The following is a 16,604-nucleotide window of genomic DNA, read 5'->3' as shown; positions in this document are numbered from 1 at the left end:
ACACACGCACATGTTCCTCACTCTGCTCGTCGTCACCTTCGTGGTCGCACTTCTGGTTTCGTTTGCGACCGCGAAGATGTTCAGTACCTCGCTCCAGCGAATCCTCGAGCGCATCGTCGCCCCTGATCTCGCCGGCGCGTGGCATCGGTATCTCATGTTCGCGCTGTACGTCGTCGGAATCTCCGGCGGCGTGAGAGTCTATTCCCTCGAGCAGTACATCATTCCGCGTGATCCGAAAGAGAATCCCCTCGTTCTCAACGCGGATCGATGGACGCTCGAGGTGTATCGGACCGTGATCGGGACGCTCCAAGCCGTCGCATGGCTGCTGCTCGTCGTGTTCGTTTTTCTGCTGATCGCGTACGTCGTCGCGCGCGGCTTGGAGCGGCGCAAAGAACGGGTGGAGTCATGACCACGTCGTCGCGCACAAACAAGACGGGCCAGATCATCGCCATGGGCGGCGGCGGCTTCTCCATGGAGCCAGAGAATAGGCTGCTCGATGACTACATCCTTGGCCAAGCCGGAAGCTCCAAGCCGCGAATCTGCTTTCTCGGCACTGCGAGCGGCGATGCTGCTGGATATGTAGAGAAGTTTTATACGGCGTTCAGCCAACAGCGATGTGAGCCGACGCACCTGATGCTCTTTCAGACGCCGCCACCCGACGTCGCTGCTCTCGTCGCCCGTCAAGACATCTTTTACGTCGGCGGCGGCAGCACACGCAATCTGCTCGTCCTCTGGCGTGAATGGGGGATCGATAGAATGCTCAAGCGCGCCTGGAGAAACGGGGCCGTGATGTCCGGCCTTAGCGCCGGCTCACTGTGCTGGTTCGAATCGGGCGTGAGCGACTCGTTTGGCCCCACGCTGCAGCCGGTGCACGCCCTGGGCTGGCTGCGCGGCAGCCACTGTCCGCACTACGATGGTGAGGTCGCGCGTCGACCCGCGTACCACCGTCTGGTACAGCGAAAGACGATTGCCGCAGGGTATGCGGCGGACGACGGCGCCGCGCTCCATTTCATCGGCCGAAAACTCCACCGAGTGGTGAGTTCGCGACCGGCCGCGAAAGCGTATCACGTGGCTATCTCCGGCTCGACCGTCGTCGAGCGCGAGCTGCCCACCGAGTACCTGGGCGCCCGCGATCGTCGATAGCACCCGCCGGGTTGCCTACCGAAGTGCGTCGCGAAGAGTGACGCGCAGGACACGGCGAGTGGGGAGATACGTCGCCGCGAGCACGACGCCAACGATCGCGGACGATACGAGTGTCGCGGCCCCGATTGACACGAGAGTTCCGATCGGGAAGTACATCGAGAAGCCGACGCCGACGACGAGCATGAACGGCAACGCGAGCGCCACGCCAATGCCGAGCTGGCGACCGCCCTGCCCGACGAGTAGTCGCGCGACGCTGCCATCCGTCGCACCAAGCGCGCGGCGAATACCAACTTCGCGAGTTCGCTGACCGATCGACCGAGCCATCAATCCATATGTGCCGCTCACGGCCAGCAGAAGGGCGAAGCCAAAGCAGAGCGCAAAGAGCTGAGTGACCGACTTCGCGATCAACGTCGTCTTCGCGAGAATCTCCGCGAAGGTCGAGACGTAGGGTGGCGCGAGACGTGGGTCGACGACGGACAACGTCTGATACAAGCCCGCCTGCGCCGCAACGGCGGCGCCGCGATGCTTGAACAGAATGTCTGCACGAGCCACCGATGCCTGACGCAGCGGGATGTAGATCGCCTGATTGCTTCGGTTGCGCGCAAAGGGACTGCCCATCAATACATCACTCACGATACCGACCACCTGACGCGGTGCCGCGTTCGGTCCGTCGGACGCGAGTCGGATCGATTGACCGACCGGCGACACTCCCGGCCACCTCTTTGCGGCAAGCGCGGCGCTGACGACCGCGACACGCGCAGAGCGTTCGTCGTCGCTCGCAGCGAGCGCGCGTCCGGCGCGGACAGTCATTCCGAGAACTTCGATCGGCCCTAGCATAGCCTGAACGAATGCGCGCGGACTTGCCGTCGTGAACGCACTCTGACCACCGTTGACTTCAAACGCGCCAACTTCGTTGTCGATCGCAGCAATCGGTGATCGAAGCAGCACGCCCGTCATCGCGCTGTTCTCGGCGACGCCGTTTGCCACCGCCTGGTAGAACGTGCCTCGGGCAGCGTCCGACGAATATCGATCGGCGCGTGGCTCGAGCGTGGCGCTGAGAAGATTGTGTGTGTCGTAGCCAACGTCGACGTTCGCCACCCGATACGCGACGATGCTCGACATCACGCCGAAGAACATCAAGACTGCGACGGTGAACACTTGGGTGATTACAAGCATTCGCGCGACACGACCTTCTCGCCGGCTCCCGGCGCGTGCACCGCCATCGCGAAGCACGGCGTTGAACTCAGTTCCGGCAACGCGCGATGAAACAACGGCGCCGAGCACCACCATAGCGAGCGTCACGAACGCACAAGCCGCGAACAGCGCCGGTCGATCGAACTTCCACACCCACCAAAAGGCGAGATTGCCTTGAAGCTTGTCCTGCGCCCAGCGATTGATCGCGTCGAGCCCCCAAGCGGCCATACCCATCGCCACAGCACCGCCCATAGTGCAGAGCAAGACACTCTCCCACATGCTTTGCATCATGAGTCGACCACGTGACGCGCCGAGTGCGAGACGCACTGCCGTTTCCTGCGCGCGCTCGTTGGCTCGGGCGAGGAGCAGATTGACGACGTTGATGCACGCCAGCAGGAGGATGAGCGACGCGATGAGATTCAAGACGCCGAGCACCAAAGGAGCTTCGTCGCCAATTTGCGCGACGGGAAAGGATCGGACCGTGACGGCTACTCGCTGAGTCGAAGCAGTGATGGTCGATGTGTTACGGGTTTTGATTGCGCGATCCAACAAGCCGCTGAGCTGCGTTTCTGCTTGTTCTATCGTCGCGCCGTCCTTGAGTCGCGCATAGAGATCGAGCGCCTCGATGCCCGGAGTCGTCGACGTCAATGTTGCCGCGGGGATTGGCACCCACGCGTCGGACGCAACGGGAAACTCGAAATGTTCTGGCATGACGCCAACGACGCGCGTGCGCGTTCCGTTCAACGTCACGATACGATCAACGATCGCGCTGTCGCTGGCAAACACGGCGCGCCACACGCGGTGGCTGAGCACGATCACCGGCTCGGCGCCGGGCGCCTGGTCATCCACGCGAAGCGTTCGGCCGAGCAGCGCGCGCGTTCGCGTGATGTCGAAGAGGTTTGCTTCGGTCATCGTGGCGTCGAGCACGCGCTGATGTCGCTCGTCGCCAATGACGAGGCCGCGCGATGTAAACGCGCCAATCGTGCTCAGTGTCGTAATCGACGGTCGCATGGCCGCAACGTCGGCCGCGTCGAATGAACTCGACGATCCGCTGACCGACTGTGCAATCCGCACGATGCGATCGCCGCCGGCGAGCGGCAGCGGTTTGACGACCGCCGTATATAGGAACGAGAACGTGAAGATCGAGAGTCCGAGTCCGCCACCGAGGACCGCGACGGTGAGGCCGGTGAACAGCGGGCTCCGACGAAGAATTCGAAGCGCGTAACGAACGTCGTTCCAGTGAAGCATGCGGATCCGGGTGGGGGCCGTCGGGAACCGAGAGGATTCGCAACCTACGGTCGCGGTCGCACGTCGGTTTCCGCGGCCCTACCCGGCCGCCGAAGGCTACTTGTCGAACTGTTGCGCCAAGCGTAGTTGCTTGAGTGCACCGTCGATAGCGCGAATGGCTTCGACGCGATGGCCGCCGAAATCATGCGCGGCTGTCTGCAGTTCGTGCTTCGCCGACTGAAGTTCGACGATGGACGCGCGAATGTGCGGATGCGGTTCGATGACGGCCGGCGTGAAGGCGAGCGACCCGGCGATTCCAAGCCCCAACAGAAGCGTTTTCATGATCCCCTCGAAGGTGATGTTGTCACCCATTCGACGCCGAGCAAGCGGAGCCGTTAACGCGTGTGACGGGGATCACCAGGCGGCTTGGCGGGATGCGACAGCATATAGGCGAGGCTAATGGACAACACACGGCCTTGGGGCCGCGACGTGACACCGAACTCGTGTTCGAAGCGCACATCGGCGTGCATCCGAAGCTTCGGAATCAGAAGACCGACTTCGGGACCGAGTCCAAATACACGCGACCATTGACCGCGGAGTTGGGGCGGGATGTCCGCGCCGCGGTCGCGCGTCACTTGCCACAGCGCGAATCCGGCGACGCCTACAACGGCAATCTTCGCCACGCCAAGGCCAGCACCACCCTGCAACTGAAACATGTTGCCGCGATGCAGTTCGATGTCGCGCGAGCGTGTGTTGCGGTCATAGCTAGCGAGTACGGATGCACGACTGGCTCGCGTCGAATCGAAGTACATCGCGCCTCCAGCGGAGAACTCGTGTGTCCAATAGCCGTGTCCTACGCCTCCTTTGCGAGGCTCGAACTTGCCGGTGGGCACGTAGAGCATGTACGAGGTGACGATGTCGAACCGACCTTCGCGCCAACCGACTTTGAGCGGCTGCACGAAGAGATCGCCAAAACCGTATCCGTTCAGTGATGCGGCTGGCTCGTCGCTACTGATGTCGATTTTGGCCACAGGAACGCCGATCGCAACGCTGAAGTACTGCGCATGCGACGTGACGAGCGTGTACCCAACGCCGAGCGCGTTGCCTTTCGCATCGATAGTCAGGCCGTCGATTGGAACGCGTTGACCGTTACGGTCGCGAAGCGTCGTCGCCCGGTAGCGCATGCTTTGATCGATCAGGTACAGACCGGGCGCCGGCTGCACCCCTGCGTCGATTCCGACGCTCCCAAGCAGTTTGTTGCCGAGCTGTTGTGATTGACCGGAGCGAGCGCAGAGAAGTGCGATGCTCGATGCGACAGCGATCCGAAGTGCGCGTGACATGTACGGCGCGGGACCACGCAACAAGTGCGCGCGAACGTCGTGCGTCGAAGGGCCAATGCCCCCGCGACGTGCGCGTCGGCTAATTCACTCCCCTATCTCTGCGCCAACCGAGATCTCACATGCCTAGCGATCGCAGCACGACGAAGACGAGTGAGAGACAGTCCATCATCAAGCACAAACGGCGTACAGCGTACGCCGCGCCGGTGCTCGAGTATCTCGGTAGCTGGAGCGCTCTAACGCTGCAGCAGACCGTTCCGATCACGATGAATCACCAATCGCCGTGGGACGGGAACGCGGGGGAGGTCCTCTGATGTATCACGCGTCGACGGACGTGATTGCCACCGACCTCGAACACGAGATGGTCTTGCTCGATCCGCGCAACGGCGAGATGTACGCGCTGAATACGAGCGCTCGGCAGATCTGGTTCGCACTGCCGGCGCGAACGCCCGACGAACTCGCAAACGTGCTGCTTTCCGAGTTCGACATCTCGCGCGCGCAAGCGCTGACCGATGTGCACTCGTTGATTGCCGCGCTTCAGGGCGCTGGGCTGGTCTGGTGCGAGGATGACGTGAGTTAGGAAAGCACGACGATGCAGTTCCCCATTCTCGGTCGCCCATGTCGCGCGCTGGGCCTGAGTGCGCATCTCGAGTCCTGGCTGCGCGCAAATTGGGAATTTCGTCACACAGCCGTTGTGTCGAACCGGTTCGCGATTGATGTGATCGCCCACGCGCATACTCCGCGTACGCTCCAGGCGGCCGCGGGCATCGCGCAGACATCGACGGTCGATGGTATGACGCTCAACTGGATTCGCGTCGCCGAGCGCGCCTGGTTCGCCCGCATGAGCAGCGGCGCCGTTCGGCTCGACCTGACTGACGATCGAGCACGTATCGATCTTTGGTTCGATCGCATGGACGACATGCCGCCCGACCTTCTCACTGCGCTTCACATCGCTCTCTGCGAAGCCTTACGAGCAACCGGACTCGTGCCGTTGCACGCCGCGGTCGTCGTGCGCGACGGAATCGCTGTGGCGTTTGTCGGTCGCAGTGGTGTTGGAAAGACCAGCACACTCGTGTCGATGATAGCGCGCGGGTGGGCACCACTCGCCGAGGATTTTGCCTGGCTCAATCCGCTCACGCGCCGCGTTTACGGATGGGATCGCGGCGTTCACCTGACCGACGCGGGCCTCGCTCGCGTTCGTAGTGTTGTTCCAGCGAACGGCTGGCGTCGCGAGCGCAATAAGCAGTACATCGAATTCGGCCGACTCACTGGCGCGCCGACGCGACCCGCGTCTGCGACACTCGAGCGAATCATGGAGCTCAAACGCGACGCCGGGCGTGATTCGATGGTCGATGAACTCGATCCCCGTAGCGCGGTTCGCGCACTCTGGGAGAGCGCCGGGGTTCCGCTCTGCGATCGCACGCGGCGCCGCTTCACGCGAGAAGTGCCGGTACTCCTCCGGCACCTCGACATTGGTCAACTGGTTTTGGGGCGGACGCCGATCGTACTCTGATCGGCGTTACGATGCGCTAACCCGGAAAGCGGAAGTTCTCGGCGAACGTGGCGCACTTGTCCGCTTCATAGAGCTCGGGCAACGCCACGCCCTCGTGCTCGACCCACGCGTGACCGACAGTCCCGTCCGCGTCACGACGAATTCCGCTGACGAAATCCACGGGCCAGCCTGCCTCGCGCAATTTCACGTATAGAGAGAGTGCGAGCAGGACACACGGGCCGTGACGCCACGTGCCGACGAGACGAATCGCCCATCGCACTGCCGCAACGACATCGGCGCGCCCCATCGTTGGCGGAGCCGACGTCACGCGAGGAGTCATCGCACGAAGCAGCGTTCGTAGATCACTATGCACGCGCAGCGCGAGGTGCACGCGCAGAACGCCTGGCACCATCGCGAGGGCCGCGCGGGCACCTGACGGCGCTCCACACAGCCGAGCGACGGTGAGTTCTGGCGCGCCGAGCAGTCCGCGTTCGGGAAACGCCGCCGCGTTCCATCGCCAGCGTCGGGCCGCGCGAGGTCGCGTCAGGTCGAGCCGGCTCGACTGCGGGTCGCAGCGCGACAGGAAGATGCCGAGCGTCCGTTCGCACCCGAGCTGTTTCGCCCGCTCGTGCAGCGCGTCTGCGTCGAGGTCGTAGCGCGAGGCAATATGGCGATAGTCGATCACGTCGTGCGGCTTCAACTGCCAACCGTCGCCGCTCCAACAGCGCTGCAGTACGACACCCACGAGGAGCATGTCGACGGGACACATCTCGAGGATGTCGAGCCCCTCCCACCAACGCGCTCGTGATTCTTTCCACACCGCATCGGTGATACGGCGCTGCACTCCGTTCCAGGGAAGTCGAACGTGAATGATGTCGCGGTGCACATCGATCATCGTGGTTCCTTTCGCGCGAACCAGACTGAACGCATTGTGCGAATGCGATGGTCCCACTGTTTGCGCGGTCGCTTCGTGCCAACCAAGCGATCGTGCGATGCGCGACGCGTGCAGCTCGCGGTCGCGAGGTACGAGCACGTCGACGTCGCCGTGGAAGCGCGCACCCGGAAGTGGATAGACGAATTCGGCGAGGTGGAAGCCCTTGAACAGCAGTACGTCGATGCCGGCATCGCGCCAGGCACGAAAGAGTGGAACGATTTCTCGCTTGATGCGCTGATGTCGTCCAAGCGTCGCGATGTAGTCAGGCCGCAGCGACGAGCGAGCGGGATTGGTGCGGGGCAGCGCGGTGTAGCCATACGCCGCGAGTCGTGTCTTACGAAGCACTTCGACCGGCGGCGGCTGGCCGTGCCCGAGCAGCCAAGTGGAGAGCGTGGGGGTCGTAGTGGGCATGTCGATTTTGCGATGCATGCGGCGCACCGCTGGCGCCGTGCGGATGTGACCGTCGAAGCGTTGCTCGCAACTGCCATCGTGCGCGGTGCGGACGTGAGGCAGTATGTTGTTCGTCTCGGATCGAACGAGCGTGAACGATGTGGAAGTGGATCGCCGCCACCATGGTGTTCCTGATTGTCGCGATGATGGGAACGTGCTACCTCGGCTATCGGAAGCTCTCGAAGGCGGGAGATAACGTCGTGCTGTCAGTGCAGGGCTCGCCCGAGCACGTCTTTGCGTTGCTCACGGATCGCGACTCCATCGCGGCATGGCTGCCTGTCGGCGCCGAGCTAACGCCGATTGGTCACGGTGTCGTTGGCGTGGGTGATACGATTCGCGTCTCCACGCCTGGCGCGCCGGGCGATTCGAGCAAGCGGCAGCGGCAGGTCTGGGTCGTGCGAGAAATCACGCCCCCAACGAGCCTGAGCGTGGACGGGATCGAGTACAGTCCGAGCGGGATCCCACGCGTGGCGCTCGCTCGCCACGATTCACTCGCGGCCGCCGGCGACTCGACGGTAGTCGTCTCGACGTTCCGAATTTTTCCGACGCCCATCAACGCCGACACGACGAGACGAATGGGGGCCGCGACACTACGCGCTGCGGACGGGCTACGACTCGGCGCCGCGCGAGCCCAGTGGCGCGCTCAATTGCGCAGAATCGCGGCGCACGTCGGAATGCCCTAGGTCACACCGAGCTCAGTGGCGCTCGGCGGGCAGCGCAAATGCGACGTACGTACCGCCTGACAGAGCGCCGTTCTTGCCGCCACCGCAGGCGATGACCACGTACTGCGTACCGTTGACCATATAGGTGGATGGCGTCGCGTTGCCGGCAGCAGGCAGCGTCGCCTCCCAGAGAAGCTTCCCAGTCGCTTTGTCGTAGACGTGGAACTTGTTGTCGTACGTCGTCGCGCCAATGAACAGCAGGCCGTTTTCCGTGACGATTGCGCCACCGTAGTTGTCGGTGCCGGTATTCGTGATGCCCTGCGCCGCCAACTTCGGGTATTCGCCGAAGGGAATCGTCCACCGAATCTCGCCCTTGTTCAGGTCGATGGCGTTGAGCGTTCCCCACGGAGGCGTGATGGCGGGGTAGCCGTCGGGATCGAGAAAGATGTCGAAGCCCGTGCTTCGATACTTGAGGTAGTTCGGATTTTCGGCGGCGGTCGACGCGACGTCGCGACCGGTGAGCAGGAAGTTCACCATGTCATTCACGGCGCCGTTGTCGAACACGGCGGCAAAGCCGGGCATGCGGCCTGTCCCCTGACGAATGACCTGTGAGAGCTGCTCGCGCGTTCGTTTCGCACCGATGTCGACGAGCGACGGCATCACCGATGAGCCTTTCAAGTCGTCGCCGTGGCAGCTCGCGCAATTCGCGGCGTACGCAGATTTGTCGCTGCGCGGCACCATCTTGAGCAGCCAGGGCATTTCGTTAGAGTTTACGTATAATAGACCAGTCGCTGGATCAAAGGCTGGTCCTCCCCACTCACCGCCGCCGTCGACACCGGGAAAGAGAATCGTCCCGTCGAGATTCGGCGGGTCGAACATCCCATTGGTTTTGTACTTTCGAAATGTCTCGAGCGCTGCCGCATGAGCAGCCGGTGTGCGGTTCGTGATCATGTCCTCCGTCAGCGCTTGGCGCGCGACCGGCGGCGGGCTCACCGGAAAGGGCTGTGTCGTCGCCGCGCGTTCCCCATCGAGCCGCGACGAGGGGACTGCGCGATACTCGATTGGAAACAGCGGCTTCCCGGTCTCGCGTTCGAAAACATAGACATGGCCCGTCTTCGTGATCTGTGCGACGGCGTCGACTGATCGGCCGTCGCGCTTGACGGTGACCAACGCTGGCGCCGCGGGAAAATCACGATCCCAAAGGTCGTGCTTCACGCCCTGGAAATGCCAGATGCGTTTGCCCGTGCGCGCATCGAGCGCGAGGACTGTATTGGCGAAGAGATTGTCGCCGATCCGATTCGAACCGTAGAAATCGAACGACGCAGATCCCGTCGCCGCGAAGACGATGGCGCGTTTGGGATCGATCGTTACACCCGCCCAGGCATTCGCACCACCATTCACCTTGTACGAGTCTGGCGGCCACGTCTCGTAGCCAAACTCTCCCGGGTGCGGAATCGTGTGAAAGCTCCAACGCAGCGCGCCCGTTTTGAGATCGTACGCACGGATGTCGCCGGGCGATCCGGGCAGCGTTTCGCTCACCGTGCTTCCGATGATGAGCATATCCTCAAAGACAACACCCGGCGTACTCGCGCTCACCGACAGTTGCTCGGCTGGCCTTCCAAGTCCTTCGCGCAGATCCACGGCGCCGTCGACGCCGAACGATGAGATCGGCTTCCCCGTTTTCCGATCGAGCGCCCAGAGCTTGTTGCGATACGTGAACAGCACGCGATCGCCCGCAACGACGACGCCTCGATGCCTGAAGCGCGATGTCGGCGGGCGACCGCCGTTCGCGTCGAAGCTCCAAAGCTCCTTGCCCGTCGTTGCATCCAGCGCGATCACACGAAGCTTTGGCGTGGTCGCGTAGAGAATGCCATCGACGACGATCGGATTGGCCTGCATCTCCGAGCCCTGAAACTCGTCATGCGTCTCGAACGTCCACGCGACTTTGAGTCGCGACACATTCGCCGGAGTGATCTGCGCGAGCGTCGAGTAGTGCGTATGATCGGTGTTGCCGCCATAGACGGGCCAATCGACGGTACCGCGCTGTGCCTGCGCTACGATCGGGAGTGCGCAAAGCAGGACTGGAAGCCGGTGTCTCATTCCGCGAAACTACCTGCGTCCCGACGGCACCGCCATCCAAAGAGGCTCCAGTGAACGTCCCGGAAATTCAGACCGACCGCCTGCTGCTTCGCAGCTTGCGCACCAGCGACTTCGAAGCCTACGCCGAGATGATGGCGGATCCCGAGGTCGCACGCTTTCTTGCCGACGGGCGAGCGCTTGCTCGCTGGGAAGCCTGGCGACAGCTCGCCATGTTCATCGGCCACTGGGAGCTGCGAGGCTTCGGCATCTGGGCCGTCGAAGAAAAATCGTCAGGCGCGTTCCTGGGCCGCATCGGATGCTTCGAGCCCGAGGGGTGGCCGGGTTTCGAGATCGGCTACACGCTCGCTCGTAGCGCGTGGGGAAAGGGCTATGCGAGCGAGGGCGCGGCGGCGGCGCTGAACTACGCGCGCACACAACTGAAGCAGCGCGACATCATCAGCGTGATCCGCATCGGGAATAGTGGCTCGGTGAAGGTGGCCAGGAAGCTCGGTGCAATGCTTGCCGATACCGTCGATTTCTATGGCGGGCGGGCGGAAATTTATCGCTATCCTGCCGCGTAGAATCGGCCTCTGGCGCTAGATTCTCCGCCGTGACAACGCGCCAGCGGTACCTGACTGCCAGAATCGCCTATGTCGCCGTCGTTCTGCTTGCGACGCTGACGAATCTGCATTTCTCGGCAAACGCTGACGACGCGATGATGCGCCTCCAGCGCGCGGTCACTCCGTCGATTGGTTGGCGCGATGCGATTGACGGTTTGCGGAACGCCGTGTTGTTCGCGGGACTTGGCGCCGTTTGGGTGCTGACGTCGTTCACCAACAGCATTCCCCGCGAACTCCGCTGGGCAACGCTCACGTCGTTTGCGTTGAGCACCTTGGTCGAAGGATTTCAGATATTCTCGCCCGTTCGCACGGCGAGCATTCTCGACGTCTTTACCAACACACTCGGCGGACTCGCTGGTGCGGTCGTCACGGCAATGCTTCTCGTCGCCGTACAGAGGGCGCGACAGGATAAGTCGTACGTCGGCATTCCCACCTTGTTGATCGCCGGTCCATACGCGCTTGCGTTGCTATGCGAAGCGCTTGCTCCGCTGTTCGAGTCCGATCCGCTCCCGTTCATGGAGGGCGGCCCGCTCAACCGGCTGTCCATCGCACTTTCTGCGTCGCGAGCGTTGGACTGGAACGAGATCCCAGTGTTGGACATTCCGCTGTACGTGGCTGGGGGATTTCTGTTGGTCGCGTTTCTGCGCGAGTGGAAGGGCGCCTCATCGCTCCAATGGATCGGCGTTACGATCCTTGGCGCGATCACCGTTACGTTGGCTCACGTGGCGCACGGTTTGTTCAGCCTGCCCGTCCGCTGGGAAGCCGTGATCACCGACAGCGTATCGATCGCGTTCGGTGCGTGGCTGGCGAGCACGTATCTCGGCCGTCTCACCAAACACTATCGAAGCTCGGAGCGTGCGCGTCTCGCGATCTTCACATATCTCGGACTGCTCGTCGTCTGGGGATGGCGCCCTCTGTATCCGGAAACGCAGTGGGACGCGATCGTCGCTGAGCTCGAGCCGCAGGCGTTCATTCCGCTCGCGAGATTGTCGGAGCGCGTCGACGTATTCAGCGCGCTGCACGTGGCGCAGCAGTTCCTGCTCTATCTGCCGCTGGGCGCGTTGCTCGCGGTTTGGCCACTGCGTCTCACCGGACGCTGGTCGGGTCTGCGGCCCGCGGTATTGCTCGCCATCGTGATCGAGCTTGGCCACATCGTGATGGCCGGCCGCACCTTTGACGTGACGAACATTCTGCTCGCCTTCGCCGGTCTCGCCGTGGGCTGGGTCGCGGTGCGGCGTTCTGGCTACCAGCCCTACGGCTCTGCGCTACACGGATCTACTTCGCGGGCTTCACGTCGTTCTTGAGCTGAACGACGATCACTTCGAGAGGCTTCGTTCCAGGATTCACGTCGGCGTGCTGCTGTCCCGGCGGATCGACGCCGAGCCACATCGCCTTTCCGGCCTTTAGATCGTAGGTCTCGAGCGTCTTGCCGTTCTTGTCGACGATCTTGAGCTGGCCGTCGTTGAGCGCGATCAACGCGCGGCCGTGATCGTGGCGATGCAGCGAGAGCGGCTGATTCGGCATGACGACCGACTTCCATACCTGCAGGTGCTCGTTCTCAAATTGCGGCTCGCGGTACGAAGCGGCCTGTTGCTGCTGCGCCCACACGACACCGGCGCCCGTGGCAAAACACACGACACCAACGGCGAGCGTCGACCGAGAGAATGACATGTATGCGGCTCCGAGTGAGCGAAAAGCCTAGGCGGTTTCCATTTGTGACGCGACCGCGAGCCAGTTGCGATACTGCGGCAGCTTGCCGTGCACGGCATCGAAGAACGTCTGCTGAATCTGACGCGTGATCGGGCCAGGCTTTCCGCCGGCAACGATGCGACCGTCGAGCTCCTTGATCGGCGTGACTTCGATTGCCGTTCCCGTGAAGAACAGTTCGTCGGCCGACTGCACTTCGATGAGACCCATGGGGCGTACTTCCACCGGAAGCCCAAGGTCGCGTGCGATCTGCAGCACGCTGTCGCGTGTGATGCCCATGACGATCGACGCGTCGACGTCGTTCGTGATCACGGTGCCGTTGCGCACGATGAACAGATTCGCGCCAGAACCCTCGGCGACGTCACCCTTGCTGTTCATGAGAATTGCGTCGTCGTAGCCCCGGCGAATCGCCTCCTGCACCGCACGCACCGAGTTCGTGTAATGACCGCACGCCTTCACAAACGGCGGCAGCGTTGCCGGCGCAATGCGCTCGACGGTCGACACCGTTGCACGAACACCATGTTCCGGACCGCCCTGGATGTACGCGCGTCCCGGTACTGCGATGATCGCCACAGTCACAGGACAGTCTTTCGGCCACACGCTGAAGCTGTATGAATCGAAGAACGCGAGTGGGCGGAGGTAAGCATTCTCGAGGTTGTTCGCGCGGACGACGTCGAGCGACGCGGCGCAAAGCTCATCGAACGAATACGGCCAGGCGATTTCGTAGAATGACGCCGAGGCTTCGAAACGACGCATGTGTGCGTCGAGTCGGAAAATCGCGGGACCTTCTGGCGTGTCGTACGACCGCATGCCCTCGAAGACGCCCGTGCCGTACTGGAGCGCGTGCGCAGTCACGTGAATGTTCGCGGCGTCCCACGGCATGAGTTCGCCATTCATCCAAATGAATTCGGTCTTCGTAAATGCTGGCATGGTGCTGACCTCGAGAAAGCGGAATCGAAAGCGCGAAATCGTTGCGTCAGGAGTATGCGCCGAGCATGACCGATGTGGCAAGACGATGGAGGACTTCGCGACTCTTTCCGGTGGCGATCCGGGCCAGTAACGTCCAGCTTCCGTCACACTTTCTACCGTCCGCCCATGGCACCACGCGCTGAACGACCACCGACGCTCACCGCCGTTCGAAAGCGACTTCGCGAACTCGGCGACACCGATGACGCCGCGTTTCTCCAAGGCTTTTTCAAGACGGGCCCCGGTGAATACGGAGCCGGCGACAAGTTTCTTGGCATCCGCGTTCCCGCTACGCGTCGTCTTGCGCGAGAATTTCGCGAACTTCCGCTCGAGGACGTCGAAGCGCTGCTCTTTGAGCCCTGGCACGAGGCGCGACTGCTCGGCGTCATTCTGCTCGGCAATCGGTATGACGCCGGAACGGAGAAGGAGCGCGAAGCGATTTTCCGGCTGTACGTGCGGAACGCGGACCGTGTCAACAACTGGGATCTCGTCGACTCGTCGGCGCCGAATATCGTCGGCGCGCATCTCATGGAGCGACCGCGCACGTTGCTCGACAAGCTGGCGCGCTCCAAGAATCTGTGGGAGCGGCGCATCGCTATCGTCGCAACGCAGGAGCTGATTCGCGCCGGCCAGTTCGACGACACCATCCGAATCGCAACCAAACTGCTCGGCGATTCTCACGACCTGATTCACAAGGCGACAGGCTGGATGCTGCGCGAAGTCGGGAAGCGAGACCCCGAGCGCCTCGACGAATTTCTCGACGCTCACGCGGACGAGATGCCGAGGACGATGCTTCGATACGCCATCGAACGAATGACACCCGCGAAGCGAAAAGCCTACCTCAACGCACGGGCGTCTACCGCCTAGGCTGGTACCATCCCTCGTGCAGCAAACAGAATGGCTGCGGCTCGGGGAGCATTCTACCTTCTGGACCCGACTGCCAAAATGCTTTCCCCACGCCGTTCATGAACGTTCGCTGCGCGGCGAGCCGATTCGCGTGAAGCACAGACTTCCGAATCGTGTAGCGCACCGATCCCGACGGCTTCAGGATGACAGTGGTGCCGCCATAGAAGTCGAAGCTCGTGCCGTCGGGTTCCCGCACCACACGTCGCTGCGTGACTTCAGCCACCAGATCGAAGACAACCTGACCGCTGGGTCCAATCCGTCTCGAACTTCGGATCGACTCCACGATCGGTAGATCAACGTCGTCGCCGCCGAGCAACGGATCACCAGTCGCGACGAGACCAAATGACTTTCGATATGCCGGATCTCCAATCACTGCCCCGAGCACGACCGCCTGACGCGTCAGTTCCTCGGCGCTTGCTGGTCGCCCTGGGTCACCGCGGAATTGCAGTTGATCGAAGCCGAGCGCAGGGATGGGCGGCACCGCCGAATCTGGCGCGCGCCACAGCAGCGAGTCCTCCGACAGGCTCGGCACGTCCGACGGAAAGATCCCGAACAGACGAAACGCGTCGATCCATGCTTCGCGATACGACCACTCGTCATCTGGCACGACATCGAAGTCCGCGGTAATCGCGGCACGCAGAAACTCGCCGAAGGTGATGTCGACCGGCGGACAATAATCGATGGCGCGAATGCAGATCGTGAGAAAATGCGACGCGAGCTTGCATGCAGAATCTGTCAACAGCTCGAGAAGAATCTGCGGCAATGCGCCATCTGGCAAAACGCCCGTACCATTCGACGCCAGGCGGAAGAAGCGCTCTGTCTTTCGCTGATATACAGTCGCGAATGCTTCGTACACCGCCAACACCAGGACTTCACCGCGCATATGCGGCTCAGTGGCGTCACCGTGTCGTCGCTTGTCCGCCGTCACAGCGCACCGAAGCGGGCCGTTCCGCCCGGTGGTATCACCAAATTCCTGACCGAGCTGGTTGAGTAACCCGGCTTTACGGACATCCCCGCGCGACGCAGCCAGTCCTGCGCGGACGATGTCGCGATACGTGAAGCGCTGAAAGAGCGCAACGAGATCGGCGAACGCCTCGTGGAACGCAAAGACGTCGGGATTGGTCGGCAGCATGAAGCGCGCGCGAACACCATCGAGCAGTGCGTGGGATACCTCATGCGCGATGATGTCGTGCGACAGCGCAGTACACACCATTCCCTTTGGTGCTTCTCGGCCAGTGACGCGATCGTCAGCGCGAAACGCACCCAATCGAATTTCGCCACGCTGCGGATCGTAGTACGCATTCCGCGTCGCAGACACGCACGACCGAATCCGAAGACGCAGCGGCGGCTTGGCGTTCGCGCGCGTGAAACCCCACGCGACTTCGCGGCCCAGGGCATGACGAAACGCCGCGTACGACGTGCTGCACACCGCGTACGCCATCTGGCGTCGAAAGAGCGGATCGGTGGGCGACGCCGCGCGACCCTGTGAGATCAGCACATATGGATCGTCGAGGTCGAGAGACTCCGGCGTTTCCCCGTCCAACCCCTCGTCGACAACCTCGAACAACGCACCAGATGGCCCAGGCTCCAACGGCTCGTACGCAACGTTGACGACGGCAACCGCGCCATCGCGGCGCGACGCGCCCGGATCGAGGGCGAATACACGGAGCGGGCGATATAGCGGATCGCTCGAGTTTCGCTCGTACGGTTCCACCTGCCCCGACCGAACGACACGCGGCGAAATGTTGAAGTGCTCGCCCCGGCGACCAGCACCGGGGCGCAACGCATCATCGCCGGGCGTCGGATGAGTTGACTCCGACGAACTTTCCGCAGTCGATCGATTTGCTTCCGGCGTACTCGGAATCGATCGAATCACCGGCGGCACGA

At 62.6% G+C, this 16,604-nt stretch carries 17 protein-coding genes; 9 read left to right on the top strand and 8 right to left on the bottom strand.

The features are described 5' to 3' along the window. Positions 1-10: 10 nt before the first annotated feature. Positions 11-409, top strand: coding sequence for a hypothetical protein (locus AC6H4Z_RS01835; protein WP_497545027.1), 399 nt, complete (start codon positions 11-13; stop codon positions 407-409). After that, entirely contained in the window at positions 406-1,143 is a 738-nt protein-coding gene (locus tag AC6H4Z_RS01830; RefSeq protein WP_497545026.1) for a Type 1 glutamine amidotransferase-like domain-containing protein, read from the top strand. Before AC6H4Z_RS01835 ends, AC6H4Z_RS01830 begins: the two co-directional genes overlap by 4 nt. Before the next feature lie 15 nt (positions 1,144-1,158). Here AC6H4Z_RS01830 and AC6H4Z_RS01825 read toward each other — a convergent pair whose 3' ends face one another. From AC6H4Z_RS01825 to AC6H4Z_RS01815, 3 genes are all read right to left on the bottom strand, one after another. Next, a complete protein-coding gene (locus AC6H4Z_RS01825; protein WP_497545025.1) occupies positions 1,159-3,585 on the bottom strand; it encodes an ABC transporter permease in 2,427 nt (808 codons plus the stop codon). Between the two features lie 96 nt (positions 3,586-3,681). Next, positions 3,682-3,906, bottom strand: coding sequence for a hypothetical protein (locus tag AC6H4Z_RS01820; RefSeq protein WP_497545024.1), 225 nt, complete (start codon positions 3,904-3,906; stop codon positions 3,682-3,684). 53 nt (positions 3,907-3,959) lie between these two features. Then, complete coding sequence (locus AC6H4Z_RS01815; RefSeq protein ID WP_497545023.1) at positions 3,960-4,904, bottom strand: SphA family protein; 945 nt, start codon at positions 4,902-4,904, stop codon at positions 3,960-3,962. Positions 4,905-5,023: 119 nt separating this feature from the next. Between AC6H4Z_RS01815 and AC6H4Z_RS01810 the strand changes: the two genes are divergently transcribed. The 3 genes from AC6H4Z_RS01810 to AC6H4Z_RS01800 are packed head-to-tail and all read left to right on the top strand — an operon-like array spanning position 5,024 to position 6,414. Then, on the top strand, positions 5,024-5,215 hold the full coding sequence (locus AC6H4Z_RS01810) for a hypothetical protein (protein WP_497545022.1): 192 nt from the start codon (positions 5,024-5,026) through the stop codon (positions 5,213-5,215). Beyond that, on the top strand, positions 5,215-5,481 hold the full coding sequence (locus AC6H4Z_RS01805; RefSeq protein ID WP_497545021.1) for a PqqD family protein: 267 nt from the start codon (positions 5,215-5,217) through the stop codon (positions 5,479-5,481). Before AC6H4Z_RS01810 ends, AC6H4Z_RS01805 begins: the two co-directional genes overlap by 1 nt. 12 nt (positions 5,482-5,493) lie before the next feature. Next, the gene (locus AC6H4Z_RS01800) at positions 5,494-6,414 is read left to right on the top strand and encodes a hypothetical protein (protein ID WP_497545020.1); all 921 of its coding nucleotides are present in this window, start codon (positions 5,494-5,496) and stop codon (positions 6,412-6,414) included. A gap of 16 nt (positions 6,415-6,430) precedes the next feature. Here AC6H4Z_RS01800 and AC6H4Z_RS01795 read toward each other — a convergent pair whose 3' ends face one another. Further along, positions 6,431-7,738: a lasso peptide biosynthesis B2 protein gene (locus AC6H4Z_RS01795; protein ID WP_497545019.1), complete on the bottom strand. Its 1,308-nt coding sequence runs from the start codon at positions 7,736-7,738 to the stop codon at positions 6,431-6,433. 137 nt (positions 7,739-7,875) lie between these two features. Here AC6H4Z_RS01795 and AC6H4Z_RS01790 point away from each other — a divergent pair, with 137 nt between their 5' ends. Next, on the top strand, positions 7,876-8,460 hold the full coding sequence (locus tag AC6H4Z_RS01790; RefSeq protein ID WP_497545018.1) for an SRPBCC family protein: 585 nt from the start codon (positions 7,876-7,878) through the stop codon (positions 8,458-8,460). Positions 8,461-8,472: 12 nt separating this feature from the next. On the opposite strand, the gene AC6H4Z_RS01785 is transcribed toward AC6H4Z_RS01790, so the two are convergent. Continuing rightward, a complete protein-coding gene (locus AC6H4Z_RS01785; RefSeq protein WP_497545017.1) occupies positions 8,473-10,539 on the bottom strand; it encodes a pyrroloquinoline quinone-dependent dehydrogenase in 2,067 nt (688 codons plus the stop codon). Positions 10,540-10,589: 50 nt separating this feature from the next. On the opposite strand from AC6H4Z_RS01785, the gene AC6H4Z_RS01780 reads away from it, so the two are divergent. Next, entirely contained in the window at positions 10,590-11,099 is a 510-nt protein-coding gene (locus AC6H4Z_RS01780; RefSeq protein ID WP_497545016.1) for a GNAT family N-acetyltransferase, read from the top strand. Between the two features lie 29 nt (positions 11,100-11,128). After that, positions 11,129-12,442 (top strand): VanZ family protein, encoded by a 1,314-nt coding sequence (locus AC6H4Z_RS01775; protein WP_497545015.1) that lies wholly within the window; start codon positions 11,129-11,131, stop codon positions 12,440-12,442. Here AC6H4Z_RS01775 and AC6H4Z_RS01770 read toward each other — a convergent pair. Beyond that, positions 12,414-12,809, bottom strand: a complete 396-nt coding sequence (locus AC6H4Z_RS01770) for a cupin domain-containing protein (protein ID WP_497545014.1) — start codon at positions 12,807-12,809, stop codon at positions 12,414-12,416. The two genes, AC6H4Z_RS01775 and AC6H4Z_RS01770, sit on opposite strands and share 29 nt — an antisense overlap. A 27-nt stretch (positions 12,810-12,836) precedes the next feature. Next, positions 12,837-13,775 (bottom strand): branched-chain amino acid transaminase, encoded by a 939-nt coding sequence (locus tag AC6H4Z_RS01765; RefSeq protein WP_497545013.1) that lies wholly within the window; start codon positions 13,773-13,775, stop codon positions 12,837-12,839. A gap of 165 nt (positions 13,776-13,940) precedes the next feature. On the opposite strand from AC6H4Z_RS01765, the gene AC6H4Z_RS01760 reads away from it, so the two are divergent. Continuing rightward, the gene (locus AC6H4Z_RS01760) at positions 13,941-14,678 is read left to right on the top strand and encodes a DNA alkylation repair protein (protein ID WP_497545012.1); all 738 of its coding nucleotides are present in this window, start codon (positions 13,941-13,943) and stop codon (positions 14,676-14,678) included. On the opposite strand, the gene AC6H4Z_RS01755 is transcribed toward AC6H4Z_RS01760, so the two are convergent. Beyond that, positions 14,668-16,602 carry a peptidase M4 gene (locus AC6H4Z_RS01755; protein WP_497545011.1) on the bottom strand — a complete coding sequence of 645 codons (1,935 nt, stop codon included), beginning with the start codon at positions 16,600-16,602 and terminating at the stop codon, positions 14,668-14,670. The two genes, AC6H4Z_RS01760 and AC6H4Z_RS01755, sit on opposite strands and share 11 nt — an antisense overlap. Positions 16,603-16,604: the final 2 nt, after the last annotated feature.

The sequence above is a fragment of the Leucogemmata humicola genome (assembly GCF_055379415.1).
This window is presented reverse-complemented; position numbering and strand designations above follow the sequence as displayed.